Below are 23,486 nucleotides of genomic sequence, written 5' to 3'. Positions count from 1 at the left end.
TTGCTTACCAGCGGGATGCGCCGAGGTCCCTGGAGACCGCGCGCGCGGCGTCGCGCACGAACGTCACGAGGGAGGCGTTCGGCTGACCCTTGGTGTCGCAGACGCGTTCGACGGGCCCGGAGATCCCGATGGCGCCGACGACGAGCCCTCCGTGACCGCGGATGGGCGCGGCGATGCCGGCCTCTCCGATCGTCATCTCCTCGACCTCGACCGCCCAGCCCACCTCGCGGACCGCCGCGACGGTGCGGGCCAGCGCCTTGGGCAGGACGATCGTCCGCCGGGTGAACGCCTCCAGCGGCCCGTCGCCGAGGCCTCCTGCGGCGCTGACGTCGTAGGCCAGCAGGACCTTGCCGAGCGCCGTGCAATGCAGCGGCAGCAGCGCGCCGACGTCGAGCGTCTGGAGCGTGTCGTCGGGCCGGAAGACGTGGTGCACGATGAGGATCTGGCCGTCGAGGAGCGTGCCGATGCGGACGGCCTCCCCGCTCCTGGCGGCCAGCGCGTCGGCCCAGTTGATGGCGCGCGATCGCAGCTCGTTCACGTCGAGGTAGCTGGTGCCCAGGTGCAGCAGGGCCGCTCCGAGCTGGTACTTGCCCGACGCCTCGTCCTGCTCCACGAACCCGACCCCGTGCAGGGTGCGCAGCAGGCCGTGCGTGGTGCCCCTGGCCAGACCCAGCGCGGTGGCGATCTCGCCGACGCCGAGCCGGCCCGAACTGCGCGCGATGAGACGCAGGATGGCCGCCGCCCGCTCGATGGACTGAACTGGACCTGGCATGTGCTCAATCGTAATGCTGTCGGCATGCGTTCGACAATGTCGGCGCACACGAGGGGACAATCTTCGCATTCGCCTACAAAGCCGGACTTCCGTGGGCTGGCTCATAGTTCCCGGACTCTAACTCGGAGTGTCATCGCTGGCCAGTGTTCGACAATGTCGGCACCCTGCCGTTGACCCGTCCATTTCTCTCACCTAGCGTCCTCGGCAACCGTGAGGCCGGTCACACCACCTGGGAGAACGTCCTCATGGCGACGGTCTGCTTCCGGCCAGGGACGGACGGGAGCACGGCACTGAAGGAGAAAGACATGGCGGAACGACTCAAGGCCCACGGGCTGCTCGGCGAGCTGGCGGCCGAGTTCGCGGGCACCCTGATCCTGATCCTCTTCGGGGTGGGCGTGGTGGCCCAGGTCGCCGCCGCGGGCATTGGAGACCACGACAGCATCGCGTGGGCGTGGGGCCTGGGCGTCACGCTCGGCGTCTACGTCGCGGCCCGCGTCAGCGGCGCGCATCTCAACCCGGCCGTCACGGTCGCCCTGGCGGTCTTCAAGGGCTTCTCGTGGCGCAAGGTCCTGCCCTACTCGCTGGCGCAGACCGCGGGCGCCTTCGTGGCCGCCCTGATCGTCCGGTTCAACTACGCCGAGGTGCTGGCGAAGGTCGACCCCGGCTTCACCATCAAGACCCAGGGCGTCTTCTCGACGCTGCCCGGCAACGGGACGCTGCCCATCCACACCTGGGGCGCCTTCCGCGACCAGATCATCGGCACGGCCATCCTGCTGTTCCTCATCCTCGCCATCACCGACCTGCGCAACTCCTCACCCGCCGCGAACCTCGCGCCCTTCGTCGTCGGCCTGCTCGTCGTCGCGATCGGCATGGCCTGGGGCACGAACGCTGGCTACGCCATCAACCCCGCCCGCGACTTCGGCCCCCGCCTGGCCTCGTTCCTCACCGGCTACGAAACGGCCTTCCACGACCAGTACGGCGCGCTCTACTTCTGGGTGCCGATCGTGGCCCCCGTCATCGGCGGGCTGATCGGCGCCGGGCTCTACCAGGTCGTCGTGAGCCGCTTCCTGCCGCCGCTGGAGGAGCCCGAGCCCGTCCAGGCACCGGCGAAGGCCGCCGCCTACGAAGCCGTCTGAAAATTCCCCCCAACCCGCTCAAGGAGGCACGATCGTCATGGCCGACTTCGTCGGAGCCGTCGACCAGGGTACGACGAGCACCCGCTTCATGATCTTCGATCACGACGGGAACGAGATCGCCCGGCACCAGCTGGAGCACCAGCAGATCCTTCCGCAGGCCGGATGGGTCGAGCACAACCCGACCGAGATCTGGGAGCGCACCAGGGCGGTGATCGAGACCGCCATGAACAAGGCGAACCTCGTCGCCTCCGACCTGGCCGCGCTGGGCATCACCAACCAGCGCGAGACCACCGTGGTGTGGAACAGGGTCACGGGCCGGCCGTACTACAACGCCATCGTCTGGCAGGACACCAGGACCGACCGGATCGCGTCCGCACTGGACCAGGACGGCAGGGGCGACGTCATCCGCCGCAAGGCGGGCCTGCCCCCCGCGACCTACTTCTCCGGCGGCAAGATCCAGTGGATCCTCGAGAACGTCGACGGGGTGCGCGCGGCGGCCGAGGCCGGAGACGCCCTCTTCGGCAACACCGACACGTGGCTGCTGTGGCAGCTCACCGGCGGTCCCGACGGGGGAGTGCACGTCACGGACCCGACCAACGCCAGCCGCACCATGCTCATGGATCTCGAGACGCTGGACTGGGACGACGAGCTGCTGTCGTTCTTCGGCATCCCCCGCCGGATGCTGCCCGCGATCCGGCCCTCGTCCCACCCCGAGCTGTACGGCGTGACCAGGGCCGGCGGGCCGCTCGGCGGCGAGGTCCCGCTCTCCGGCGACCTGGGCGACCAGCAGGCGGCCACCGTCGGCCAGGTCTGCTTCTCGCCCGGCGAGGCCAAGAACACCTACGGCACCGGCAACTTCCTGCTGCTCAACACCGGCCACGAGCTGGTCAGGTCGAAGCACGGCCTGCTGACCACCGTCTGCTACCAGTTCGGGAACGAGAAGCCGGTGTACGCGCTGGAAGGCTCGATCGCCGTCACAGGCTCGGCGGTGCAGTGGCTGCGCGACCAGCTCGGCATCATCTCCGGCGCCGAGCAGAGCGAGGCCCTCGCGGCGCAGGTCGACGACAACGGCGGCGTGTACTTCGTGCCCGCCTTCTCCGGCCTGTTCGCCCCGTACTGGCGCTCCGACGCCCGCGGAGCCATCGTCGGCCTGTCCCGCTACAACAACAACGGCCACGTGGCCCGCGCCACCCTCGAGTCGATCTGCTACCAGAGCCGCGACGTCGTCGAGGCGATGCGGCAGGACTCCGGCGTCGCCCTCGACGTCCTGAGAGTGGACGGCGGCGTCACCGCCAACAGCCTGTGCATGCAGATGCAGGCCGACATCCTCGGCGTCCCGGTGTCCAAGCCGGTCGTGTCCGAGACGACCGCACTCGGCGCCGCGTACGCCGCGGGTCTGGCAGTCGGCTTCTGGCAGTCGACCGACGAGCTCAAGCGCAACTGGAACGAGGCGCGGCGCTGGTACCCCGAGTGGTCGGACGCGCAGCGATCCCGCGGCTACTCCAGCTGGAAGAAGGCCGTCTCCCGCACCCTCGACTGGGTCGAGCTGGACTGACTCGCGGATCCGCGGGGCCGCGGGCCCCGCGGATCCTCACCTCTGATCGACGCAAGGAGTTCTGCAATGACGTCTGTACCGCTTGGCCCGGCCCACCGCGCCACCACGCTGCGAAGAATGCGCGAGACCGAGTTCGACGTGCTGGTCATCGGCGGCGGGGTGGTCGGGGCCGGAGCGGCGCTCGACGCGGTCTCCCGCGGCCTCACGGTCGCGCTGGTGGAGGCCGACGACTGGGCGGCCGGCACCTCCAGCCGGTCGAGCAGGCTGGTCCACGGCGGCCTGCGATACCTCCAGCAGCTGGACTTCCGGCTGGTAAGGGAGGCGCTCAAGGAGCGCGGCCTGCTGCTGACCCGGCTCGCCCCCCACCTGGTGCGACCGGTGCCGTTCATGTTCCCGTTGCGGCACAGGGTCGCCGAGCGGCTGTACGTCGGCGCGGGTCTGGCCCTGTACGACGTCCTCGGTGGCGCCCGCACCATGCCCCGCCACCGCCACATGAGCCGGAGGAAGGCGCTCGCCGTCGCCCCGGCCCTGCGCCCGGAGTCCCTGGTCGGCGCCGTGCAGTACTTCGACGCGAAGGTGGACGACGCGCGCTTCGCCATGATGCTCGCGCGCACCGCCGCGCAGTACGGCGCGGCCGTCACGACCAGGGCGCGCGTCACCGACCTGCTCCGCGACGGCGCCCGCGTGACCGGGGCGCGCGTGCGCGACCTGGAGAGCGGCGACGAGATCCTCGTCCGTGCCCGCCAGGTGGTCAACGCGACCGGCGTCTGGACGGACGAGACGCGCCAGATGGCCGGCGCGGGCGACCGGCCCACCGTGCAGGCGTCCAAGGGCGTCCACATCCTCGTCCGGCGCGAGCGCATCCGCCTCGACACCGGACTGATCATGCCCACCGAGAAGAGCGTGCTGTTCGTCATCCCCTGGGGACGCCACTGGATCATCGGCACCACCGACACCGCGTGGCGCCTGGACAAGGCGAACCCCGCCGCCAGCGGCGCCGACATCGACTACCTGCTCGACCAGGTCAACGCGGTACTGTCCACACCGCTGAGCCGCGACGACATCGAAGGCGTGTACGCGGGACTGCGCCCCCTGCCCGCCAAGGACGCCGCCAACACCGCCGCCCTGTCACGCGAGCACGCCGTCGCCCGCCCCGCGCCTGGACTGGTGACCGTCGCCGGCGGCAAGTACACCACGTACCGGGTCATGGCCAAGGACGCCATCGACATGGCGGTGCGGGAGCTCGACGGCGCCGTGCCGGCCTCCGTCACCGACCGGCTGCCGATCCTCGGCGCCGTGGGGTTCGAGACGATGTGGAACGGCCGGCGGCACCTGGCCCACCGCTACGGCGTCGGCCTGGCCGCGACCGAGCGGCTGCTGCGCAGGTACGGCTCGCTCACCGAGGAACTGCTCGAGATGGTCGCCGCCGACCCGGCGCTCGGCGAGCGCGTGCCGGGGACCAGGGACTGTCTCAAGGTCGAGGTGGTCTACGCCGTCTCGCACGAGGGCGCCAGGCACCTCGACGACGTCCTGGGCCGCCGTACCCGCATCGCGACCGAGGAGAAGGACAGGGGGCTGGCCGCCGCCCCCGAGGTGGCCGCGCTCATGGCGCCCCTGCTCGGCTGGGACGCCGAGGACGTGTGGCGCGAGACGGAGCACCACCGGCTCCACGTCGCGGCCCAGCACGCCGCCGAACGGCAGCTGGACGACCAGGCCGCCGACACCGCCAGGCTCGACGTCCCCGACCTTTCCGCGCTCTCCCCATGACGGTCGCGGCGTGCGCGTGGTGGCGAGGCGACTCCCGCCACCACGCGCCCGACGGCCGGGGACACGTTCCTCGGCACCTGCCCGGCGGCCGCGGTACCGGCCTCGGCCCTGCTGAAGTCGCGGACGGCCCGGGACCGCTCACCGCGGCGTCCGCGAAGGAGATGAAGATGCTCACGCTCATCCTGCTGATCGACGCGGTCCTGGCCCTGGCCGGACTGCTGCTGACATGGCTGTTCACCCGGCCCCATGACCGCGCTGTGGCCGCCGTACCGCCGCGCCGCGCCATCCGGGTGGCCCGCCAGGATCGGAACAGGAGCCTGTTCGTGGCCCGGCCTCCCGCCCAATCCGTCGCCGTCGGCCTGGTCCTCGCCCGGCACCGCTCGGAACCGGGCCCCTTCGTGGTCGCGTGACGACCGGGCCCTCCTTCGGACGTCCCGGTCCACGGCCCCGGCGGCCCAGACCTACGCCCCGGAACCGGGCGCGAACCGGTGCCGCCGGAGGACGCTCCGAAGGCCCGGCGGACCGCAAGGGCGGCATCGCACGGTCGGTCTAGGGGCCGGCGAAGGGAAGCAGGCGCAGGCGGACGGTGTCGTTGTTGGGAACGACGAGGGTGCCACCGCCCCGCCAGACACGCGGCCAGCCCGCGCCCCTCGGCCAGGCCGCCGGGATGAGGTAGAGGCGGCCGGCCGACTCGGTGAGCAGGCGTAGCCCTCGGTAACGGTAGGCGAACTTGTCGCCCTTCCTGGCCGGCAGGATGGTCTCTGTCACCCCGGGGAAGCCCTGGTCGAGGTAGAGGCGTTCGGTGGTGTCCAGGATGATCTCGGCCCTGTACGGCAGGTCGTTGACGGTGTCGGCGGCTCGGCTCCTGCCGTACGTCGCCGCGTAGCTGCCGCTCGCCCAGAACAGGGCGGCGACGGCGACCGACAGGACGGCCACCGCGGCCGCCCGTTCGGCGACGCGTGGCCTGTTCGTGCGGCGCCAGGTGATCAGCCACCTTCCGTACGCGGTCACCAGCACGCCCACGGCGAGCGCGAGCGGTGTCGTGCCCGGTGCCTCGTCGTAGGCGAGCTCGACGACGACCAGGCCCGCGACGCCGCGTCCCAGGACGAGCAGCCCGGCCACGAGGAGCACGGCCCCGCTCCAGGTCAGCGCGGTGCCCTTCGTGCCAGGGTCGGTACGGCTGCGCCGGATCAGCCGGCCAAGCTCGACATGGCCCCAGATGCCCAGCAGCGTCGCAAGGAACAGGGCCACCAGCGGAAGCCACAGCGCCTCGGACCCGTACAGCAGGACGGCCTGGGTGGACAGGTCCAGCATGTCCAGGTCGATGCCGAACTGGACGAAGCGGCGGCGGCTCGCGACGTAGCCGAAGTAGAAGAGCAGGCCGACCGCGATGCTGGGCGGGACCGCGCCCAGGCCGACGACCTGGGCGAACGTGGTGATCCTGCGCTCCAGCGGGCTCGGCTCCTGCTCGCCGGGCACGGCCGGAGGTTCGGCGCCGCGCCCGGTGCCGGGTTCGGTGTCGCTCCCGGTGTTGCGCCCGGTGTCGGGCTCGGGGTCGCTTCCGGTGTCGGGCTCGGGGTCGGTGAGGGCGTCGCTTCCGGTGCCGTGCCGGGCGCCGTTCCCGCTGTCAGGAGAGCGGGGGCCTGGATCGGAGGGCGCGGGCTTCACCGCCATCTCACTCCTCCACCGTCGGGTCGGCGGTCGGCTCGGCGGTCGGCTCCACGGTCGGCTCGTCCGTGGGGGATGGGGTGGCCTCGTCCGTGGGCGGCTGGGCCGTGGGCGACTCGTCGGGATTGCCGATCCGCGGTGGGCCCTCACACTCCTTCTCCGTGACGTGCCCAGGCCCGAAGGTCGGCGGGCAGTAGCGCACGCCGAACGTGGACGGCCAGGCGACGGTGACGGGGCGGTCGGCCGAGGGCGTCACGGATCCGGGAAGCCGGCTGCAGGCGGGGGAGTCCCTGCCAGTGCACCGCTGCTCCAGATGGAGTACCACGCGTGCGCGGACCATGACGCCGCCCTGGCCCGAGATCCTGAACGCGCACGCCTTCCCGCCCGCCAGCACCGACCCCTCGCAGGGGAAGGCCGCAGGGGCGGTCGCGCAGTCCCACTCGACGAAGTCGAAGACACCGGATGCCGCGGGCTGGAAGCTCACGCGCGTCACCTTGACCTCCCCCTGCCCGCCACCGGAGACGGACAGGCACAGCGCGCCGTCGTCGTTCTGGCCGTGAGGTGCGCTGAAGTCGCTGTCGAGCGTCGGGCCGGAGTTCAGCGTGTAACGCCGTCCACCTGACTCGGGCGTGACCACGTCATCGTCGCCGCTTCCCGACCCCGACCCCGGCCCCGACCCGGACGCCGTCGTCTCGACCACCTGCCCCGGGCCGTCACCCTGCGCTCCCGCCTGCGGCCCCGTCTGCGGCAACTCCGCGCTGGAACAGCCGCCGGCCAGCACCAGGGCGAAGGCCACCGCCCGCACCCGCCACCCACCACGCCCCGCTCGCATGCCGTGATCATGACCCAGTCTGTCCGTCCGGGCAATGAGTACCCCTCTACTCAAAAGCGTGACAGCGCCGCGTTAGTGGGCTGCGAGGCCGTGCGCCGAGGATCGGACTGCCACGGAGGGAGAGCGTGATGGACGACGACATGGCCGGCACCGCGGTGCTGGACCGGACGGTCCGCGTGCGGGACCGGGGCCGGCGCGGGTGGCCTTCCGTCGCGGCACTGGCGATCGGCGCGTTCGCGATCGGCACCGACATGTTCGTCGTGGCCGGGATACTCAACGGGATCGCGCACGACCTCGGCGTCACCGCCGGCACCGCGGGGCTGACGGTGACGGCGTTCGCGCTGACGTATGCGACGGGCGCGGTGCTGCTCAGCGCCCTCCTGGGGGCGCGGCCGCTGCGACACGTGCTGCTCGGCTCAGCGGTGCTGTTCGGGACGTTCAGCGTGCTGTCGGCGGTGGCGCCGACGCTTCCGGCGCTGCTGGCCGCCCGGGTGCTGGGAGCGCTCGCCGCGTCGGTCTACGTGCCGGCCGCCGGGGCCGCGGCCGTCGCCGCCGTGCCGGAGAGCCACCGCGGTCGCGCGCTGGGCGTGATCGTGGGCGGCGCGTCAGCGGCCCTGACGCTGGGTGCTCCGCTGGGCGTGCTGCTGGCGTCGAGGCTCTCGTGGCGCGCGGCGTTCGCGCTGGTCGCCGCGCTCGCGGCGGCCACCGTCATCGGCCTGCTGCTCACCCGCGCAGGCTCGGGCCCGCCGCTGCGCGCGACGGTGCGGGAACGGCTGCGCCCGATGCGTTGCCCTGCCGTCGCCGCGGCACTCGGCGTGACCGTCCTGGTGATGACCGCCTCGTACAGCATGTACACCTACCTTCCGTCGCTGCTGGCCGCCGCGGCCGGGCCGCTCGGGCTCGGGCTCTTCATCGGGGCGTTCGGAATCGGGGGCATGGTGGGGACCTGGTGGGGCGGGACCGTGGCCGACCGGAGCGGTCCTCGCCGTGTGGTGGTCCCTGCGGTGGCCGGGCTGGCCGCCGGCTTCGCGGCGCTGCCCCACATCGCGACGACGGTGGCCGGGTCGCTGGCGGTCATGGTCGGGTGGGGGATCGCGGCCTGGGGGTTCGTTCCCGCGCAGCAGCACCGCCTGATCGGCCTGAGGGCGGGGCCTGCGCCGTTGCTGCTCGCCCTGAACAGCTCCGCGATCCACCTCGGATCGGCGGCGGGCGCGTCGTTCGGTGGCCTCGTGGTCGACGCCGCAGGGGCCGGCCGGCTGTGGATGATCGCCGTCGCCTGCTGCGGCGCGGGGCTGGCCGTACACGGGACCCTTGTCAGGGAGGTACGCCAATGATCACATCCACGTCCGGTGTCGCCGGGCTGGGCTCCATCCTGGGGATCTGGGCCCATCCGGACGACGAGGCCTACCTGTCCGGCGGTTTGATGGCGCTGGCTCGCGACCGTGGATCGCGGGTGGTGTGCGTGACCGCCACCCGCGGCGAGTGCGGCACGGCCCACCCGGCGGAGTGTCCGCCGCAGCGGCTGGCCACGGCACGCACCGGCGAGCTGGCGCGCTGCCTGGAGATCCTCGGAGTCCACGAGCATCACTGGCTCGACTACCGGGACGGGCGCTGCGCGGAGGTCCGCGTGTCCGACGCGGTGGCGAGGCTGTGCGAGGCCATCGATCGGGTACGGCCTGACACCGTGCTCACCTTCGGCCCGGACGGCATCACCGGTCACCCGGACCATCAGGCGGTCTCGGCCTGGACCACCGCGGCGTTCGACCGCGCCGCGCCGCCAGGGGCGCGGCTGCTGTACGCCACATTCGAGGAACGGCGGGCGTCGCGCTGGAGCGCGCTCCACGAGAGCCTGGGCATCTTCCCTCCGGGACACCCGATCGTGACACCCGCTCACCGGCTGGCGGTCGACCTCGCCTTGGACGCGGAGACGGCGGCCCGCAAGGTCCTCGCCCTGGCGGCGCAGGAGACGCAGACGCGCGAGCTCATCGCCGGGATGGGCGTCGACCGTTTCACGGCATGGGTCGGCGACGAGTCGTTCGTCGAGCGGCCGCGGCGTCCGGGGGCCGCCGAGCGGCCCTCACCGCCTGTCACGGCCTGGTGAGGTTCCGCGTGATCGCCTGCCTGGCCACCTCGAGGACGGCGACGCGTCCCGGGACCGGCGCCGCCGGAGCCGCGGGAGTGCCGGAGCGGCGGCCGTCGACGGCGGGCGCGTCGGGAGCCTGGGCGGCCGCGGCGTCGATCAGCGCCGCCGGCTCGTCGTCGCCGAGCGCGCGCAGCAGATCGGCGAGGTTACGCAGGGTGACCCACAGGTGAGTCCAGTTGCCGCTGCGGGCGAAGTACTCGACGACGTCGCGATATCCGCCCAGCGCCTCATGGACGCGGCCGGCGCCGGCGCGCACCGACAGCAGCCCCACGGTCGCGACGCCGACGAGAAAGGTCGCGCCCGAGGTGCGGGCCAGGTCGATGGCACGCACGTAATGCCGTTCAGCCGGCTCGCCGTTGTCGGCGCGGCTCTCGATCTCCCCGGCGACGTAGGCACAGAACGAGATCATCGAAGGTGACACCGCCCCGGTCCTTCCCCGGTCGTTCAGCCTTCGCGCCGCGTCCAGATCGCCCGCGTAGGCCCTCGCCAGGGCGGCGATGCCGAGATTCTCCCGCTGCGGCCCGGCGAGAACGGCCGCGGCGAGGGAATGCTCGACCACGTCGTCGTAGGCGCCACGCGCCAGATCGGTCACCGACAGCGCCGACAGGCAGTGCCACGACCCGGCGTCACCGGTCGCCTTCTCCAGCCCGGTACGGGCCAGCCGGTCGGCCTTGTGGAAGTCGCCGCGGTGGTAGGCGGCTTCCGCCGCGGTTCCGAGCACGGCGCTCGCGTGCGGGCAGGCGTCGAGTGCCGGGTCGTCGGCCAGTTCCTCCGCCCAGTCGCGGATCTCGATGAGGTCCCGGTAGGCGACCGCGTTGTACAGCGCGACGACCATCGCCGCGGCGTCGTCCAGCGCCCCCTGGTTGCGGGCCAGCCGCCACGCGGCGCGCAGGTTCGGCAGCTCGCGGCGCAGGACGGCGTCGGCCTCGGGCTCCCGCTCGGTGGTCATGGCGTCGCCGATCCAGGTGCTGAGCTCGACGGCCCAGCGCAGCATGCGCTCGGCCGCGGTCCTGTCCTCGCCGGTCGCCGTGAGCCGGTCCAGCCCGAACGCTCTCAGCGTCTCCAGCATGCGGTACCGGGTGGCCCCCTCGAAGGAGGCCTCGATCATGGAGGCGTCGACGAGCCGGGCCAGGGCGCTTCCTGGATCACTCGCCAGGCCGAGGCCGTCGGCGAGCCGCTCGGCGGTGTCGAGGTCGACGCCGTCGGCGAACACCGACAGCTGCCGGAACAGGCGTCGCTCGTCCTCCGTGAGGAGCCGGTACGACCATTCGATGGTCGCGCGCAGCGTCCGGTGCCGGGCGTCCACGCTCGGCGTGCCGCCGCCGAGCAGGTCGAGCGAGCGGTCCAGGCGTCCGCGCAGATCGGCGAGGGAGAACGTGGACAGCCGGCCGGCGGCGAGCTCGATGGCCAGCGGCATCCCGTCGAGGCGCTTCACGATGTCGGCGACCGTACGCAGGGCCTCCGGCGTCGGTGGGGGACCGGGGCGCACCCGGCGGGCGCGGTCCAGGAAGAGCGCCACGGACGGTGCCAGGGAGGGGTCCTGATCGGGGTGCGGCAGCGGCAGCGGCGCCAGCCGTGAGACGTGTTCGGCCGCCAGGCCGAGAGGTTCGCGGCTGGTCGCCAGCATGGAGATGCCAGGACACGAGGAGAGGATCACGTCGACCGTGTCCCGGAAACCGTCGAGCAGGTGCTCGCAGTTGTCGATCACCAACAGGCCGGGGTGGTCGGCCAGCAGGGCGACGCAGGCGGACAGAACGTCGCCGTGGTCGACCTTCAGGTTCAGGGCCGCCGCCAGCGCGTGCGGGATGGCGGCGGGATCGGTGACCGGTGCGGCCAGCAGTACCGTCGCCGTGCCTTTCTGCCGCGCGACCTCCAGGGCGACCCTGGTCTTGCCGACGCCGCCGGGCCCGACGAGCGTGACCAGGCGCTCGGCCGCCAGCAGCCCGTGCAGGGCGGAGACCTGCGACTCGCGGCCGATCAGCCGCGTGGTCGGCCGGGCAGGCACCTCGGGCCGGCCGGCCGCCGGGCCTGCGGCGCCCCCGACGATGTCGCGTTCGAGCTCGCCCAGGGCGGCTGATGGGTCCAGGCCGGTCTCGTCGACCAGCCTGCGGCGGTACTCGCGCCCGATGCGCAGCGCCTCCGGCGCCTGCCCGGTCGCCGCCAGCGCCCGCATGAGCAGGAGCACCGCGGGCTCCCGCAGGGGGTCGGCGGCTGATGACGCGGCGGCCAGGCCCAGGATCTCCTCCGCCCGCCCTGCGGCGACGGCGCCGGCGATCAGCGCGTCGGTCATCTCGCGGCGCAGTTGCGCGTACTCCTCGACCGCGGTGGCGATGGGCACGATGTCGGTGAGGTCGGCGAGAACCGGCCCTCGCCACAGCCCGTGCGCCTCGCGCAGCAGAGAGAACGCGCCGGCCGGGTCCCGCGACGCCGTCGCACGCGCCTCCGCGAGCGACGCCCGCGCCTGTGCCACGTCCAGCTCGTCGCGCTCGAGCGCGAGCCGATAGCCGTCCTGCCGCGTCTCGAGCCTGGCCGCCGCGGGTCCGAGGTGCCCGCGCAGCCGGGACACGTGGTTGTGCAGGGCCTGACGCCCCGATTCGGGCACCTCCGACGGCCACAGCGCGTCCACGAGGTGATCGACCGTCACGGTCCGGCCCTCGGCGAGCGCGAGCAGCGCCAGCACCGCACGCCGCTTCGGACCTGCCACGTCCACGGCCACGCCGTCGACAAGCAGCCGCAGCGGTCCGAGCACCTCCACCCTGACCGACGGCGGCAGGCGCCCGACTGTCATGGCACCCCCCGTGTCCAGCATGCCCCTGACGAGGAAGAACTCAGCCTGTTAGGACGACGATAGCCCGTGAGAGGGCCGTGAAAGGCGGCGCGCCGACCCTTTCTGTTGTGACCGGCACGAGCCGGTCCCGCAGGAAGGAGACCAGTGATGGACCACGAGAAGGTGAACGAGTTCCTGGGCCGGTTCGTGAGCGACCTGGCGGCGACGGACGCCGCGGGCTCGGTCGTGATCGGCCACCGGCTCGGCCTCTACCGCGCGCTGGCGAAGGGTCCCGCGACGCCCGGGCAGTTCGCCGAGCGCACCGGGTGCCACCCGCGCTACCTCACCGAGTGGCTGCGCGGACAGGCCGCCGGCGGGTACGTCACCTACGATCCGGAGACCGGCCGGTTCGCGCTGACCGAGGAGCAGGCGTTCTGCCTGGCCGATCCCAACGGCCCCAACGTGCCGGCGGCGTTCCTCATCGCCCTGGGCATGCTGCGCGCCGAACCGCGCATCACCGAGGCGTTCCGTACCGGCGCCGGTGTCGGCTGGCACGAGCACGACGAGGACGTGTTCGTCGGGTGCGACGCGTTCTTCCGGCCCGGCTACGCGGCCGAGCTGATCCCGAGCTGGATCCCGGCGCTGGACGGGGTCGAGGCCAAGCTCACCAGAGGGGCTCGGGTCGCCGATGTGGGCTGTGGTCTCGGCTCCTCGTCGACGCTCCTGGCCGAGGCGTATCCGCGTACCACGGTCCTGGGCTCCGACTACCACGGCGACTCGATCACGCTGGCACGCAAGCGGGCCGCGGAGGCCGGGCTCACCGACCGGGTCAGCTTCGAGGTGTCCACCGCGCAGACCTTCACAGGCACGGACTATGACCTGGTGACGATGTTCGACTGCCTGCACGATCTGGGCGACCCGCTCGGGGCCGCCCGGCGGGTGCGGGAAGCGCTGGCCCCTGACGGCACGTGGCTGCTGGTGGAGCCGTTCGCCTCCGACAAGGTCGAGGAGAACTTCACCCCGTTGGGGCGGCTGTACTACAGCGCCTCCACGTTCCTCTGCGTTCCCAACGGCCTGTCCCAGCCGGGCGGCCACGCGCTGGGCGCGCAGGCCGGTGAGGCGGCGATCCGCGAGGTGATCACGGGCGCGGGCTTCACCCGGTTCCGGCGGGCCGCCCAGACTCCGTTCAACGTGGTCTACGAGATCCGGCCGTGAGACGGCGGGCGGCGGCCGTGGTCTCTCCACGACCGCCGCCTTGACCGCCTCCTCGCAGGCGAGCGGCACCCGCGCGACCCGGCCGTCGGCCGTACCGGTCCCGCATGGCCGAGCGGTGCAGACTAATCAGCAGGAATGTCCGCATGAGTTCTGCCACTGTGAGGTCCATGGATCTCAGCGACGCCAGGGGGCTGGCGCGGGCTCTCGAAGGGCTCTTGAAGGACGCGCATCGTGAGATTGACCAGGCGAGGGAGACACCCGAACTGGTGGCACGGGTCACCGGCCACCTCGGGTGCGAGCTCAAGAACATCGTCAACGTGGTCGCGGGTTTTCCCGCATGGGAACACGTCAACCTCCAGCGCGGCGTGGACGCCTACCTGGAGGCGCACGGCCCGGAGGCCGAGTGGTTCGGCATCGCAGGGCAGGGCCGCGAGCACGAGGACTTCGTCAACATGCTGGCCAGCGCGGCGCGCGGCTGGGAGCGCTTCGAGCCAGGCGCGGTCGACTACGCCACGGCGGCGGTGGGGCCCGACGAGAGCACCGAGGTCATCTCGCTCGGCCTGATCCTCGCCCGCTCGCCCGAAGGCGCGCCGGTGGTGATCGGGCTGCGGGGCCCGCAGGAGCACATGTCCCCGCAGTGCACCGTCGTGGTGCTGGCCACGGACCGGTCGACCGCCACGCGCACCCGCGACGAGATCGAGCGGCGCATGCGCGAGCACGACGTCTACCGGGGGCAGGTCCTGTCGTTCGAGTGGAGCGAGCACCGCGGCAACGACCTGGTGTCGTTCCTGCCCCGGCCTGACCTGTCCGCCGACCAGGTCATCCTGCCGGACGGCGTGCTGGCGACGATCGAGCGGCACATCGTCGACATCGGGGAGCACGCCGTACGGCTGCGCGAGCACGGCCAGCACCTCAAGCGCGGCCTGCTGCTGCACGGCCCGCCCGGCACAGGAAAGACCCACACCGTCCGCTACCTGATGGGCCGGATGCGCGACTGCACCGTGATCGTGATGACCGGCTCGGCGATCAGGTACGTCTCCCAGGCGGCGGGCCTGGCCAGGCGGCTGCAACCGGCGATCGTCATCCTGGAGGACGTCGACCTCGTCGCGCGCGACCGCTCCTACACCGACGACGGCAACCCCCTGCTGTTCGCGCTGCTCGACGCGATGGACGGGGTGGGAGCCGACGCCGACGTCACGTTCGTGCTCACGACCAACCGCGCCGACGTGCTGGAGCGGGCCCTGGCCGACCGCCCAGGACGGGTGGACCTGGCCGTGCGGATCCCCAAGCCCGACGCGGCCGGCCGGGCCGCGCTGCTCCGCCTGTACGCGCGCGACATGCGGCTGGAGGCCGACCTGGAGCCGATCGTGGCCAGGACCGAGGGCGCGACCGCGTCGTTCTTCAAGGAACTGCTGCGCCGGGCGGTGCTCACCGCCCTCCACGACACCGAGTCGGTCACCGCGCTCACCGGCGAGCACCTCGGCCGGGCTCTGGACGGGATGCTCGACGAGCGGGAGGCGCTGACCAGGGCGTTGCTCGGCTCCGGAGAGCGGGTCCACGAGACGGAGGACGACGACGACCTGGCGATGTTCCCCGGACCCGTCCCCGGCATCGCGCCCGGCGGCTACGCCGGTACCGTGTCCGTCAGATTCGACGAACACTGAAAGGTCGCCCGGCAGACCCCGTGGAGCGGCATCCTCTCCTTCCGCAAGGACCTGAGGGACGTGGCGTCCGCCAGGCCGAGCGCCGCCTGGCGGTCCTGACGGCGTCGCGGAGCGCGCCCTTGATCGGGGTCCCGGCATCGTGCCCGTGCCCTTGTCGTGAAAGTGGGCTATGGTCGGCCTCATGGTGACCTGGGGCAATCGAGGCTCCGCTGCCTTGACGGCCGCGGTGGGCCTGCTCCTGCTTGCCCTGGCCATGGTCGCCTGCACCCCCACATGGGCTGGAGACGTTCACGGCCGGCAGTCATCCGCCACCGACGTGGTGACCCCCGGCTCCGAGGTCTCGATGCTGTCCACCCTGCCGCCGCCGTCGGTCAGGATCCCCGAACACCTGCACCGCCTGTGGCCGGCCGGCCACAGGAGCGAGGCCGCTCCCGAGACGCCTGATCTCGCCTGGCCGCCGGCAGGCTCAGCCGCCATCATCGGGCCCCAGCAACCCGGGCATCGCACCGCGGGCTCGCGCAGCCCGCCCCTGGTCTAGACGATCTCTCCTTTCCCCTTGCCCTGAGAGGCGGTCCCGGCGCCGAGGCGCGCCCGGACACAGGGGACTTCTCGGCCTGCCCGCCTGCCGCGGGCGACCGCTGGATTCCTCATACCAGGAGCGATGCCGTCATGGCTTCAGTGCACACGTTCATGCAGGACTACAGCCGCCACCTCGCCCAGCTCGACGAGCTGCGCGAGGTGCTGGAGGAGCGTCTGGTCGCGGCCCGCGCCGAGCTCGGCCGCGCCGCGACCGCGGGTCCGGCCGCGCGGCGGGTCGCCGCCGTCGAGGCCGCCCTCGATCGGATGGACCGCGGCGCGTACGGCACCTGCCGCCGCTGCGGCGCCCTCATCCCGTTCGCCCGCCTGCTGCGGGACCCGCAGCAGCAGTGGTGCAGCGGCTGCGAGCGCACGGGGAAGGCGGCATGACCATCAACGGCCGGGCTTCATGGCTGGAGGGGCATGCCGCCGTCGACCTCGGCACGGCCCGGATCAGGGCCGTGGCCCTCGGCCACCCCGTGATCATCGACCAGCCCGCCAGTGTGACGTCGCAGGACGAGACCCGCTGGCCGGTCAGGCACGGCATGGTGGCGGACACCGCGACCTGCGCCCGCCTGGTGCGCAGGGCGCTGCGCCCCGTGATGGTGGACGCCGAGCGGCCCCTTCGCAGGGTGCTGCTCGGCGTCCCGGTGAGCGCCTCGCCCGCGGAACGAGCCGCGGCGGCAGAGGCGGTACACCGGGCGGCAGGCTGCCCGGTGGCGGTGGTCGAGGAGCCGCTGGCCGCCGCCGTCGGCTGTGGACTGGACGTCACCGACCCGCGCCCGCAGCTCCTCCTGGACATCGGCGCGGGCATCATCGAGGTCGTGGTCATCCGCGACGCCGCGGTGGCCGACGCGGTCGCCCTGCAGGTACCCGCACAGACGCAGCCCGTCCTGCCACTGCACGTCCAGGACCGGGTCACGGCGATGACAGCCGAACTGCTGGCCAGGCTGCCGTCGGAGCAGCGGGCGAGCGCGCGAGAGCGTGGCCTGCTGCTCACCGGCGGCGGAGCCTGCCGGCCGCGGCTGGCCGCGCGACTCTGCTCCCGGCTCGGCCTCACGGTGAGCTCCGCGCCCGAACCGGCGCACGCCACGGTCAGGGGCCTGGCCCGCCTCTGCCTCTCGCCGCTCGCGGCGCTGGTGGCCCTGCCGACGGCGTGAGCGCCGTCCCACTCGACTCGTAGAAGGAACACATATGACTCAGTACGACGACGTCCGGCTCAGCGACGTCCAGGTCCAGGCCATCCATGAGGACCTCCAGGGGCAGCTCATGTGGCGCGCGTCCAGGCTCGACGAGCTCAGGGCGCTGGCGGAGAGCGTCGAGAACGGTGACGGCTCCCTGCAAGGGGTGCTCGCCGACCTGGCCGCGACCGAGCGGAGCATCACCGAGATCCACCTGTGCCTGGAGCGGCTGTCCGACCGGTCCTACGGCCGGTGCGCCGGCTGCGGTGAGGCCATCCCGTTCGAGCGACTGAAGATCCGGCCGCTGACCCGGCACTGCATGCCCTGCCGCCGCCTGCACGAGGCCCGCTGAGGCGCGTGCCCTGCCGTCGCCCGCACGAGGTCCGTTGACCGGCCGCGCCTGTGCCCGTCCCGCCGAAGGCAGGGGCACAGGCGCCGCCCTCCGCTTCTTCCGAGCCGTCGTGAGACGGTCGTCAGTGATCAGCGCAGCAGGGGGTCGGGTCCGGCACCTCGAAGGGGGCCACACGCCCCCCTGCCACCGGCACCGTGACCAGCGTCAGCAGGCCGTCCTGCCAGAGCGGGCGAACGAAGTCGCGGGTCTCGAGCTCCGTGCCCGGCTCGGGTGGCGGGCCGCCGAGCAGGGTCACACGCTGGATGGCACTCACCGCGGTCACCTCGCCGACGGTCAGGGTGCCGGTCAGCCTCTCCACGCCCGGGAAGAACACCGCCCTGCCGGACCGGCGGGCGGCGTGCTCGGCGGCTGCGTGCCCGGCCGCGTCCCGCAGCTCCGGCGCCGGGGCAGGAAGGCCGGTCGGCGACCGTCCGGCGGCGGCCAGGCTGATCGCCACGTGCGGGTACGGCTCCTGCACCAGGTGCGTGCAGGCGATCAGGCCGGGGAGACCGAGCGGCCGCACGATCTCGCGCAGCCAGTGCTCGGCGTCCCGGTCGGTGGCGTGCCCGAGGCTGAGCCCGATCAACTCGGCAGGACCCAGATCGGGTTGGCGTAGAACCACAGGTCCTGCCATGGGTCGGCGGCGCCGGCGACATCCAGCGCCGGTCCTGCAGGGTCGACGCCGGCGCCCATCAGACCGGGCGCGCTGCGCTTGCCGTCCGTGCCGCGGATCCGGAAGTAGAACGGCTCGCCGACCGGCCCGAAGGAGTAGGTGAAGGAGACGCGCCCGGTGGCGCCGCCGACCTCGAACGACTTGGCCACGCGGGCGGTCGGGGCGGTGAAGGTGTCGGGGTCGGTGACCGGCCCTGTCACCATGCCGGTGATCACGTCGACCCTGGCCAGCGTCGGCACGAACTGTGACCAGTTCGGCGTCGTGGCCAGGTCGATGTCGATGGTCACCTCCACGCTCGTGCCGCGCTTCACCCGCATGACGCCGCCCAGCGGGGTGCCGGAGCGCCTGCGCCGGTCCCCGGCCTGCCTGGCGCGGACGTCGAGCCCGCTGATCAGGCCGCCGTGGTCGACCCAGACCCGGCCGGCCCGCAGCCCGTCCATCACCGCGCGGTAGCTGAACGCGTTCGCCCCGACGTGGGTGCGGCTGTACTGGCCAGGCCAGTAGTCGCCGGCCTCGGTGAGGAGCGGCCCGTACACCGGGTCGTTGTGCTTGCCGTTGAGGTCGAAGGCGCCGCCAGGGCCGCGCTGGGAGGTGTCCAGGTAGTTGACGTGCGAGTCGGAGTTGGCGCTGATCCACCACGCCTTGCCCTCGGCGAGGAGGCTGTCCCAGAGCCCGCCCACGGTGGCGGTCATCCAGTCGAAGCCTCCCCAGGTGCGGTAGCTCTCCAGCGGGTAGCCGGGAAACGACGCGGCGGACGGGTTGTTGTCGTAGTAGCCGCGGGCCCGACCTGCGCTCGCCCGTGGCAGGCCGGCGGCCTGGTGGCCGGGGGCGCCCTCCATACCGATCGCCACGGTGGGGTCGGCGTCGCGCCAGCCGCGCACCTCGTGCGGCGAGTCGATCCCACGCCGCGCCGGGTGGTTGGCCAGGAAGAGCGCGCCGTCGATGCGGCGTTTGCGCACCTGCTCGCCGAGGAACCTGATGCCGGCGACGGCGAGCGCCTCGTTGGCCGGCGTCGAGTCGCCGGCGCCCCTGACGGAGCCGTCGTAGGCGTTCTCGAACTCCTTGAGCACCGCCACCTCGTCGCGCCCGGGGTGGACGAAGACGGTGGCGTGCTCGGCGGCCGGGATGTTCCACTCCAGGCCCTGGTAGATCAGCAGGTCCTTGAGCTGCTCGCGGGCGGCGACGATGTCCGGGTTGACCTTCTCCACCCCGATCTTCGCGTGCGCGGCGCTGCCGTGGTCGGTGACGACCATCCAGTCCAGCCCATAGGCCTGCGCGTGCCTGGCCTGGTCCACGACCCGGTACTGGCCGTCCGAGCTGTACTGGGTGTGGATGTGGTGGTCGCCGGCGAGCCACAGGAACCCGCCCTTCTCGCCGCGGTCCCTGCCGCCGTCGCCACTCGATGTCCGCGCGTGCGCCGGATCCGGGGCCGACAGGACCGTCGCCGCGGCGCCGGCGCCGAGCAGGCCGGTACGGCGGAGGAATCCGCGGCGGGAGGAGTCGGCAGGGGACAGCTCGCTGTCCGGGACGGAAAGGTCGAGTGCCGGGGGAACGTCCGTACCGGTTCCACCCTGATCGGGGCCATGGTGGTGGTGGGGGTGGCCGTGGCCCATGTGTGCTCCCTTTGAGCGATAGCCCATGTGTTGCTCCGTCTGAGAGACGGAGACGCCCGGACCAATCTCACGGAGCATGAGGAACGGCACGTTTTCGGATCGCGACGCCGCCGCGAACAGGAGATTTCGGGCGTGCGCGGGGCCGACGCGGCCGGACGGCGTGCGGGGCGGCCGCCCGTGTCAGGTGAGGAGCCCGGCCAGGTGCTCGGTCGCCATGACCACCCACTCGGGGTCACCGTGGAGGCGGCCCCAGTGAGCGGCCGTCACGGCGCGGGCCTGCGTCCAGCGGCGAGCCCGCTCGCGGTCCACCTCCGCGGCGTCGGCGAAGAGGTCCAGGCGGCGCAGTACGGCGGCCCGCAGGTCATCGGCCGCGAGCAGGTCCTCGAAGCGGCCGCGCAGCAAGGTGATGGCATCGTAGGCGGGGTCGCCGACATACCCCTTCGCGTCGATGGCCAGCCAGGGTTCGCGACCGGCCTGGAGCACGTTCGCGTAGTGCAGATCGCCGTGGACGAGGGTGTCGGGCTGGTCGCGGCCGAGGTCACGGACCGTCGCGATCGCGGCGTCCAGCACATGTGCCGGTAGGGGCCGCCCCAGCAGCTCGGCGTCCTTGCGCAGTTCCTCCTCCCATTCCCCGGCCCGCTCGCTCAACCGCGGCAGCCCGGGCGGTGCCGGTACGGCCAGCCGCCTGGCCAGCCGCCCGGCGGCGGTGACGGCCGCGTCGACGTCGTCGAGATCGGCCAGGGTTCGCCGTCCGGCCCGCTCCAGCAGCATGGCGAAGACCGCGTCGTCCCGCTCGTACAGCCGCACGGCGCCGCGCCCGCCCCATGCCGCGAACGCGGCGGGCTCGTGAACGTTGCCTGGATGCGGGAAGGAGATCTTCACGACGGCGGGCGTGCCGTCGCTCCGCCGTACCGGCAGGACGACCCCGACCTGCCCGTGCATGACGGGTCCTGCGAGTGTGCAGCCCCACCGGGCCAGCAGGCCTTCGGCCAGGTCGGCCAGGGACGCGATCCAGACCTTGCCCGGCTCTCCTTCACGGTCGACGGTGTCACGCGCGAATCCCTCAGGTATCTCGATCATCCCGGTACCCTACGGCCGCCCAGGCCCGTCGCCGTCGGCGTTTTCGCGGCGGGACCGCCGCCAACAGCCTCGTTGCGCGCCCCTGCTGGTGGTCGGCCGAGGTCCCGGCGGGTCGCGTGCGCGGTCCCGGTGAGGGGCGGGCCGAACGGCGCGCCGGCCAGGAGGGCGACGAGGGGGTGCGTATGGCAGCAAAACCTACTGATCAACTTCGGATCGCTACGAACACCGGTGAAACGGCGCCGGCGTGATGGTCCCGACGGCGTTCGGGCCGGGGCGGACGGCACGGGTGATCGGCGGTGGACCGCTCTCCGCAAGTTCCTGGAGCGCCAAGACCTCCCGGAAGATGTGAAGGCCTCTCGTAAAGCGTTCTGACGTGCGAGAGTAAGCGCACTGTGATTGCTTCCCCTCCGCTTCCTGTTGACCTCGTCGCCATGCCCAACGGCGACGTCCTCGTGCTGCCCGCCGTCTGGCCGGTACGGCTGACGCCTGAGCAGAGGAAACAGCTGGGCGTGCTGCTCCTGGCCGGTGACGTGCCGGAAGACCGGACTCCGGCCGCCGGCGGAACGTGATCACGTCGCATCACCGCTCCGCGGCCACCGGACGCTCAGGGATGAAGATCACGTCGGTCGGCGTCAGCTCTTCCAGGCGTAGCATTCGACTTCGGCCCGGCGGAAGGTCAGCCCCTTCGAGACGGAGTCCTTGACACATGCGCGCTCGGCCGGGCCCAGCCTCAGCTCGCCGCACACGGTCACGCCGGAGTAGGTGCGGCAGTCCAGTGCGGGGTCGGCCTTCCCGACGCGGTACTGCTTCCTGACCTGTGAGCGGCACTGGGCCCGGGCGCTCGGCGTGTCCGCGTACCGGCACTGACCGATCAGGATCTGGTACTGCTGCTCGCTCACCTCGTGCCGTTGGTCCGTCCCGCCTCGGGCGGAGCCTGAGAACAGTCCGAGAGCGGCCACCATCCCGAGCCCGGCGACGACGATTTTCTTCATGGTTCCCCCTACATGCGAGGTACCGCCAAGAGTCACCGCCAAACATGACTCAGAGGAGGTTTGGCTCGCCTTCGACGGGCCAGGGCGACCCGCGTGACGCTGTGACGGCCGGGGCGGCTCCTCGGCTCGCCCGCACCGGCCCTTCGTTGGCCGCGGCTGGTCCGCCGAGGTCATCTCTGTGGCCTGATTCGTGAGCGCGCGGGTTGTTCGGCGTGAGACGGTTCTCGGCGCTCACCGGCGAGGACGCGGGCCAGGGCGTGCAGGGTCTCCGGGGGAGTGCCAGGCGGCGGGGAGACCCGCAGCACGGGTTCGCGCAGGTCCAGCGGCGCCCTGCCGGTCGGCACGACGCTGACCAGAAGGGACGCCGCGGCGGCCCTGGCAGCGGCGTTCTCGGCCGTGTCGCCCGGCGGGGGCGTGAGCGTGACCAGGGCGGACGGCTCGTCGAGCGGTTCGGCCACGCGCCAGCCCCCGGCCCCGTCGAGCAGGTCGCGGGCCGTGCGGCCCAGGTCGGCCAGGTGCTCGTGGACCCCTGACGGGCCGAGCGCGTGGTGCTCGAGGACGGCCACACCGAGGCCGACCCTGGCCGCGATCGCCCCCTCCGAACTCTCGTATCGGGCGGCGCCGGGCAGCGGCACCGGCAGGGTGTGCTCACTGCCCGATGGCGACGGTCCGTTCCAGACGTGCCCGCCGAGGGTGGGCGCCGCGGCGTCCATGGCGGTCGTGGGGCCGGGCACGATCAGGAAGCCGACGCCGCGCGGCCCCGCCAGCCACTTGCGGGAGGTGCCCACGTACGCGCTCGCGCCCGCGCCGCGTACCTCCACGTGCCCGAGCGACTGGCAGACGTCCAGCACGAGCGGGACCTGCGCCGCGCGGCACAGCGTCCCGATCTCGCTCGCCGGCTGCACGACGCCGCGATGGGAGCCGATATGAGAGACGACCACCAGGTCCAGGCCCGCCACCAGACCGGCTCGCAGGCCGTCCAGGTCGAGGCGCGCGTCGCCGTCCACGGGCAGTTCGACGAGACTCCAGCCGCGCAGGACCGCGAGGTGGCGCAGCAGCATCAGCGTGCCGCCGTACTCGGTGCGCGCGTGGCCGACCCGGCTGCCCTGCGCGAGGCGCCACCCGCCCAGCAGCGCCGCCATCGCCGCCGTCCCGCTCTCCAGGAACGCCACGTCCCCGGGGCCGGCGCCGACCAGCGCGGCCAGGGCCGCCTTCGGCGTGGTGAGGTCCGGGACGGCCGCGTAGCCGCCGCGCTCCCGTTCCAGCCGCAGGTGCGCCATGACCGCGTCGAGCACCCGGTCACTGGGCACGTTGCAGCCGGCCGCGTCGAGATACCCGGGCGGGACCACGCTCCGCGCACCCCGCCACGCCCCGGCGGCCCGTGCCGCCGGCCCGGTGTGCCGCTCGGCCTGCCCGGTGTGCCGCTCCGCTCGCTCCATGCGCGAGGAACCGGCTCCGGCG

General features: G+C 72.8%; 22 protein-coding genes. 13 read left to right on the top strand and 9 right to left on the bottom strand.

Features of this window, described 5'->3' with window-relative positions; genetic code table 11:
* Positions 1–4: 4 nt before the first annotated feature.
* The gene (locus tag ACFSKW_RS42710; RefSeq protein WP_379580066.1) at positions 5–772 is read right to left on the bottom strand and encodes an IclR family transcriptional regulator; all 768 of its coding nucleotides are present in this window, start codon (positions 770–772) and stop codon (positions 5–7) included.
* A gap of 305 nt (positions 773–1,077) precedes the next feature.
* Between ACFSKW_RS42710 and ACFSKW_RS42705 the strand changes: the two genes are divergently transcribed.
* From ACFSKW_RS42705 to ACFSKW_RS42690, 4 genes are all read left to right on the top strand, one after another.
* Complete coding sequence (locus tag ACFSKW_RS42705) at positions 1,078–1,908, top strand: MIP/aquaporin family protein (protein WP_379580064.1); 831 nt, start codon at positions 1,078–1,080, stop codon at positions 1,906–1,908.
* Between the two features lie 37 nt (positions 1,909–1,945).
* Positions 1,946–3,463 (top strand): glycerol kinase GlpK, encoded by a 1,518-nt coding sequence (gene glpK / locus ACFSKW_RS42700; RefSeq protein WP_379580062.1) that lies wholly within the window; start codon positions 1,946–1,948, stop codon positions 3,461–3,463.
* A 66-nt stretch (positions 3,464–3,529) separates the two neighbouring features.
* Complete coding sequence (locus ACFSKW_RS42695; protein WP_379580060.1) at positions 3,530–5,230, top strand: glycerol-3-phosphate dehydrogenase/oxidase; 1,701 nt, start codon at positions 3,530–3,532, stop codon at positions 5,228–5,230.
* A gap of 167 nt (positions 5,231–5,397) precedes the next feature.
* Positions 5,398–5,640 carry a hypothetical protein gene (locus tag ACFSKW_RS42690; RefSeq protein ID WP_379580058.1) on the top strand — a complete coding sequence of 81 codons (243 nt, stop codon included), beginning with the start codon at positions 5,398–5,400 and terminating at the stop codon, positions 5,638–5,640.
* A gap of 139 nt (positions 5,641–5,779) precedes the next feature.
* Here the strand turns inward: ACFSKW_RS42690 and ACFSKW_RS42685 are convergent, their stop codons facing one another.
* Positions 5,780–6,904 carry a hypothetical protein gene (locus ACFSKW_RS42685; protein ID WP_379580057.1) on the bottom strand — a complete coding sequence of 375 codons (1,125 nt, stop codon included), beginning with the start codon at positions 6,902–6,904 and terminating at the stop codon, positions 5,780–5,782.
* 1 nt (position 6,905) lies between these two features.
* Positions 6,906–7,730, bottom strand: coding sequence for a hypothetical protein (locus ACFSKW_RS42680; RefSeq protein ID WP_379580055.1), 825 nt, complete (start codon positions 7,728–7,730; stop codon positions 6,906–6,908).
* 128 nt (positions 7,731–7,858) lie between these two features.
* Here ACFSKW_RS42680 and ACFSKW_RS42675 point away from each other — a divergent pair, with 128 nt between their 5' ends.
* Together ACFSKW_RS42675 and ACFSKW_RS42670 are read left to right on the top strand one after the other, a co-directional pair.
* Positions 7,859–9,064, top strand: a complete 1,206-nt coding sequence (locus tag ACFSKW_RS42675) for an MFS transporter (RefSeq protein ID WP_379580054.1) — start codon at positions 7,859–7,861, stop codon at positions 9,062–9,064.
* A complete protein-coding gene (locus ACFSKW_RS42670) occupies positions 9,061–9,831 on the top strand; it encodes a PIG-L deacetylase family protein (RefSeq protein ID WP_379580052.1) in 771 nt (256 codons plus the stop codon). The genes ACFSKW_RS42675 and ACFSKW_RS42670 overlap by 4 nt, the downstream gene beginning before the upstream one ends.
* Here the strand turns inward: ACFSKW_RS42670 and ACFSKW_RS42665 are convergent.
* Positions 9,818–12,661: an AfsR/SARP family transcriptional regulator gene (locus ACFSKW_RS42665; protein ID WP_379580050.1), complete on the bottom strand. Its 2,844-nt coding sequence runs from the start codon at positions 12,659–12,661 to the stop codon at positions 9,818–9,820. The two genes, ACFSKW_RS42670 and ACFSKW_RS42665, sit on opposite strands and share 14 nt — an antisense overlap.
* Before the next feature lie 147 nt (positions 12,662–12,808).
* Between ACFSKW_RS42665 and ACFSKW_RS42660 the strand changes: the two genes are divergently transcribed.
* From ACFSKW_RS42660 to ACFSKW_RS42635, 6 genes are all read left to right on the top strand, one after another.
* On the top strand, positions 12,809–13,855 hold the full coding sequence (locus tag ACFSKW_RS42660; protein ID WP_379580048.1) for a class I SAM-dependent methyltransferase: 1,047 nt from the start codon (positions 12,809–12,811) through the stop codon (positions 13,853–13,855).
* Between the two features lie 167 nt (positions 13,856–14,022).
* Complete coding sequence (locus tag ACFSKW_RS42655) at positions 14,023–15,519, top strand: AAA family ATPase (RefSeq protein WP_379580047.1); 1,497 nt, start codon at positions 14,023–14,025, stop codon at positions 15,517–15,519.
* 181 nt (positions 15,520–15,700) lie between these two features.
* Positions 15,701–16,057, top strand: coding sequence for a hypothetical protein (locus ACFSKW_RS42650; protein WP_379580045.1), 357 nt, complete (start codon positions 15,701–15,703; stop codon positions 16,055–16,057).
* Between the two features lie 131 nt (positions 16,058–16,188).
* Positions 16,189–16,485 carry a hypothetical protein gene (locus ACFSKW_RS42645; protein ID WP_379580044.1) on the top strand — a complete coding sequence of 99 codons (297 nt, stop codon included), beginning with the start codon at positions 16,189–16,191 and terminating at the stop codon, positions 16,483–16,485.
* Entirely contained in the window at positions 16,482–17,255 is a 774-nt protein-coding gene (locus tag ACFSKW_RS42640) for a rod shape-determining protein (protein ID WP_379580043.1), read from the top strand. Before ACFSKW_RS42645 ends, ACFSKW_RS42640 begins: the two co-directional genes overlap by 4 nt.
* 34 nt (positions 17,256–17,289) lie before the next feature.
* Positions 17,290–17,628 (top strand): TraR/DksA family transcriptional regulator, encoded by a 339-nt coding sequence (locus ACFSKW_RS42635; protein WP_379580041.1) that lies wholly within the window; start codon positions 17,290–17,292, stop codon positions 17,626–17,628.
* A 121-nt stretch (positions 17,629–17,749) separates the two neighbouring features.
* Here ACFSKW_RS42635 and ACFSKW_RS42630 read toward each other — a convergent pair whose 3' ends face one another.
* From ACFSKW_RS42630 to ACFSKW_RS42620, 3 genes are all read right to left on the bottom strand, one after another.
* The gene (locus tag ACFSKW_RS42630; RefSeq protein ID WP_379580039.1) at positions 17,750–18,253 is read right to left on the bottom strand and encodes a hypothetical protein; all 504 of its coding nucleotides are present in this window, start codon (positions 18,251–18,253) and stop codon (positions 17,750–17,752) included.
* Positions 18,250–19,953 carry a PHP domain-containing protein gene (locus ACFSKW_RS42625; RefSeq protein ID WP_379580037.1) on the bottom strand — a complete coding sequence of 568 codons (1,704 nt, stop codon included), beginning with the start codon at positions 19,951–19,953 and terminating at the stop codon, positions 18,250–18,252. Before ACFSKW_RS42625 ends, ACFSKW_RS42630 begins: the two co-directional genes overlap by 4 nt.
* Before the next feature lie 180 nt (positions 19,954–20,133).
* A complete protein-coding gene (locus tag ACFSKW_RS42620) occupies positions 20,134–21,033 on the bottom strand; it encodes an aminoglycoside phosphotransferase family protein (protein ID WP_379580035.1) in 900 nt (299 codons plus the stop codon).
* Positions 21,034–21,464: 431 nt separating this feature from the next.
* Here ACFSKW_RS42620 and ACFSKW_RS42615 point away from each other — a divergent pair, with 431 nt between their 5' ends.
* Positions 21,465–21,602 (top strand): hypothetical protein, encoded by a 138-nt coding sequence (locus ACFSKW_RS42615; protein WP_379580033.1) that lies wholly within the window; start codon positions 21,465–21,467, stop codon positions 21,600–21,602.
* 63 nt (positions 21,603–21,665) lie between these two features.
* On the opposite strand, the gene ACFSKW_RS42610 is transcribed toward ACFSKW_RS42615, so the two are convergent.
* Together ACFSKW_RS42610 and egtE are read right to left on the bottom strand one after the other, a co-directional pair.
* Positions 21,666–22,025, bottom strand: coding sequence for a hypothetical protein (locus ACFSKW_RS42610; RefSeq protein WP_379580031.1), 360 nt, complete (start codon positions 22,023–22,025; stop codon positions 21,666–21,668).
* Positions 22,026–22,195: 170 nt separating this feature from the next.
* Complete coding sequence (egtE, locus tag ACFSKW_RS42605) at positions 22,196–23,464, bottom strand: ergothioneine biosynthesis PLP-dependent enzyme EgtE (RefSeq protein WP_379580029.1); 1,269 nt, start codon at positions 23,462–23,464, stop codon at positions 22,196–22,198.
* Between the last annotated feature and the right edge of the window lie 22 nt (positions 23,465–23,486).

Origin of the sequence: Nonomuraea mangrovi, assembly GCF_042681425.1 — a bacterium.
GTDB classification, from domain to species: domain Bacteria; phylum Actinomycetota; class Actinomycetes; order Streptosporangiales; family Streptosporangiaceae; genus Nonomuraea; species Nonomuraea mangrovi.
Note: the sequence above shows the minus strand (reverse complement) of the source record. Positions and strands in the feature narration are given on the sequence as shown.

Coding starts and splice junctions, on each gene's coding strand:
- ACFSKW_RS42710 (WP_379580066.1), bottom strand. CDS start 772: ATGCCAGGTCCAGTTCAGTCCATCGAGCGGGCGGCGGCCATCCTGCGT.
- ACFSKW_RS42705 (WP_379580064.1), top strand. CDS start 1,078: ATGGCGGAACGACTCAAGGCCCACGGGCTGCTCGGCGAGCTGGCGGCC.
- glpK (WP_379580062.1), top strand. CDS start 1,946: ATGGCCGACTTCGTCGGAGCCGTCGACCAGGGTACGACGAGCACCCGC.
- ACFSKW_RS42695 (WP_379580060.1), top strand. CDS start 3,530: ATGACGTCTGTACCGCTTGGCCCGGCCCACCGCGCCACCACGCTGCGA.
- ACFSKW_RS42690 (WP_379580058.1), top strand. CDS start 5,398: ATGCTCACGCTCATCCTGCTGATCGACGCGGTCCTGGCCCTGGCCGGA.
- ACFSKW_RS42685 (WP_379580057.1), bottom strand. CDS start 6,904: ATGGCGGTGAAGCCCGCGCCCTCCGATCCAGGCCCCCGCTCTCCTGAC.
- ACFSKW_RS42680 (WP_379580055.1), bottom strand. CDS start 7,730: ATGCGAGCGGGGCGTGGTGGGTGGCGGGTGCGGGCGGTGGCCTTCGCC.
- ACFSKW_RS42675 (WP_379580054.1), top strand. CDS start 7,859: ATGGACGACGACATGGCCGGCACCGCGGTGCTGGACCGGACGGTCCGC.
- ACFSKW_RS42670 (WP_379580052.1), top strand. CDS start 9,061: ATGATCACATCCACGTCCGGTGTCGCCGGGCTGGGCTCCATCCTGGGG.
- ACFSKW_RS42665 (WP_379580050.1), bottom strand. CDS start 12,661: ATGACAGTCGGGCGCCTGCCGCCGTCGGTCAGGGTGGAGGTGCTCGGA.
- ACFSKW_RS42660 (WP_379580048.1), top strand. CDS start 12,809: ATGGACCACGAGAAGGTGAACGAGTTCCTGGGCCGGTTCGTGAGCGAC.
- ACFSKW_RS42655 (WP_379580047.1), top strand. CDS start 14,023: ATGGATCTCAGCGACGCCAGGGGGCTGGCGCGGGCTCTCGAAGGGCTC.
- ACFSKW_RS42650 (WP_379580045.1), top strand. CDS start 15,701: ATGGTGACCTGGGGCAATCGAGGCTCCGCTGCCTTGACGGCCGCGGTG.
- ACFSKW_RS42645 (WP_379580044.1), top strand. CDS start 16,189: ATGGCTTCAGTGCACACGTTCATGCAGGACTACAGCCGCCACCTCGCC.
- ACFSKW_RS42640 (WP_379580043.1), top strand. CDS start 16,482: ATGACCATCAACGGCCGGGCTTCATGGCTGGAGGGGCATGCCGCCGTC.
- ACFSKW_RS42635 (WP_379580041.1), top strand. CDS start 17,290: ATGACTCAGTACGACGACGTCCGGCTCAGCGACGTCCAGGTCCAGGCC.
- ACFSKW_RS42625 (WP_379580037.1), bottom strand. CDS start 19,953: ATGGGCCACGGCCACCCCCACCACCACCATGGCCCCGATCAGGGTGGA.
- ACFSKW_RS42620 (WP_379580035.1), bottom strand. CDS start 21,033: ATGATCGAGATACCTGAGGGATTCGCGCGTGACACCGTCGACCGTGAA.
- ACFSKW_RS42615 (WP_379580033.1), top strand. CDS start 21,465: ATGCCCAACGGCGACGTCCTCGTGCTGCCCGCCGTCTGGCCGGTACGG.
- ACFSKW_RS42610 (WP_379580031.1), bottom strand. CDS start 22,025: ATGAAGAAAATCGTCGTCGCCGGGCTCGGGATGGTGGCCGCTCTCGGA.
- egtE (WP_379580029.1), bottom strand. CDS start 23,464: ATGGAGCGAGCGGAGCGGCACACCGGGCAGGCCGAGCGGCACACCGGG.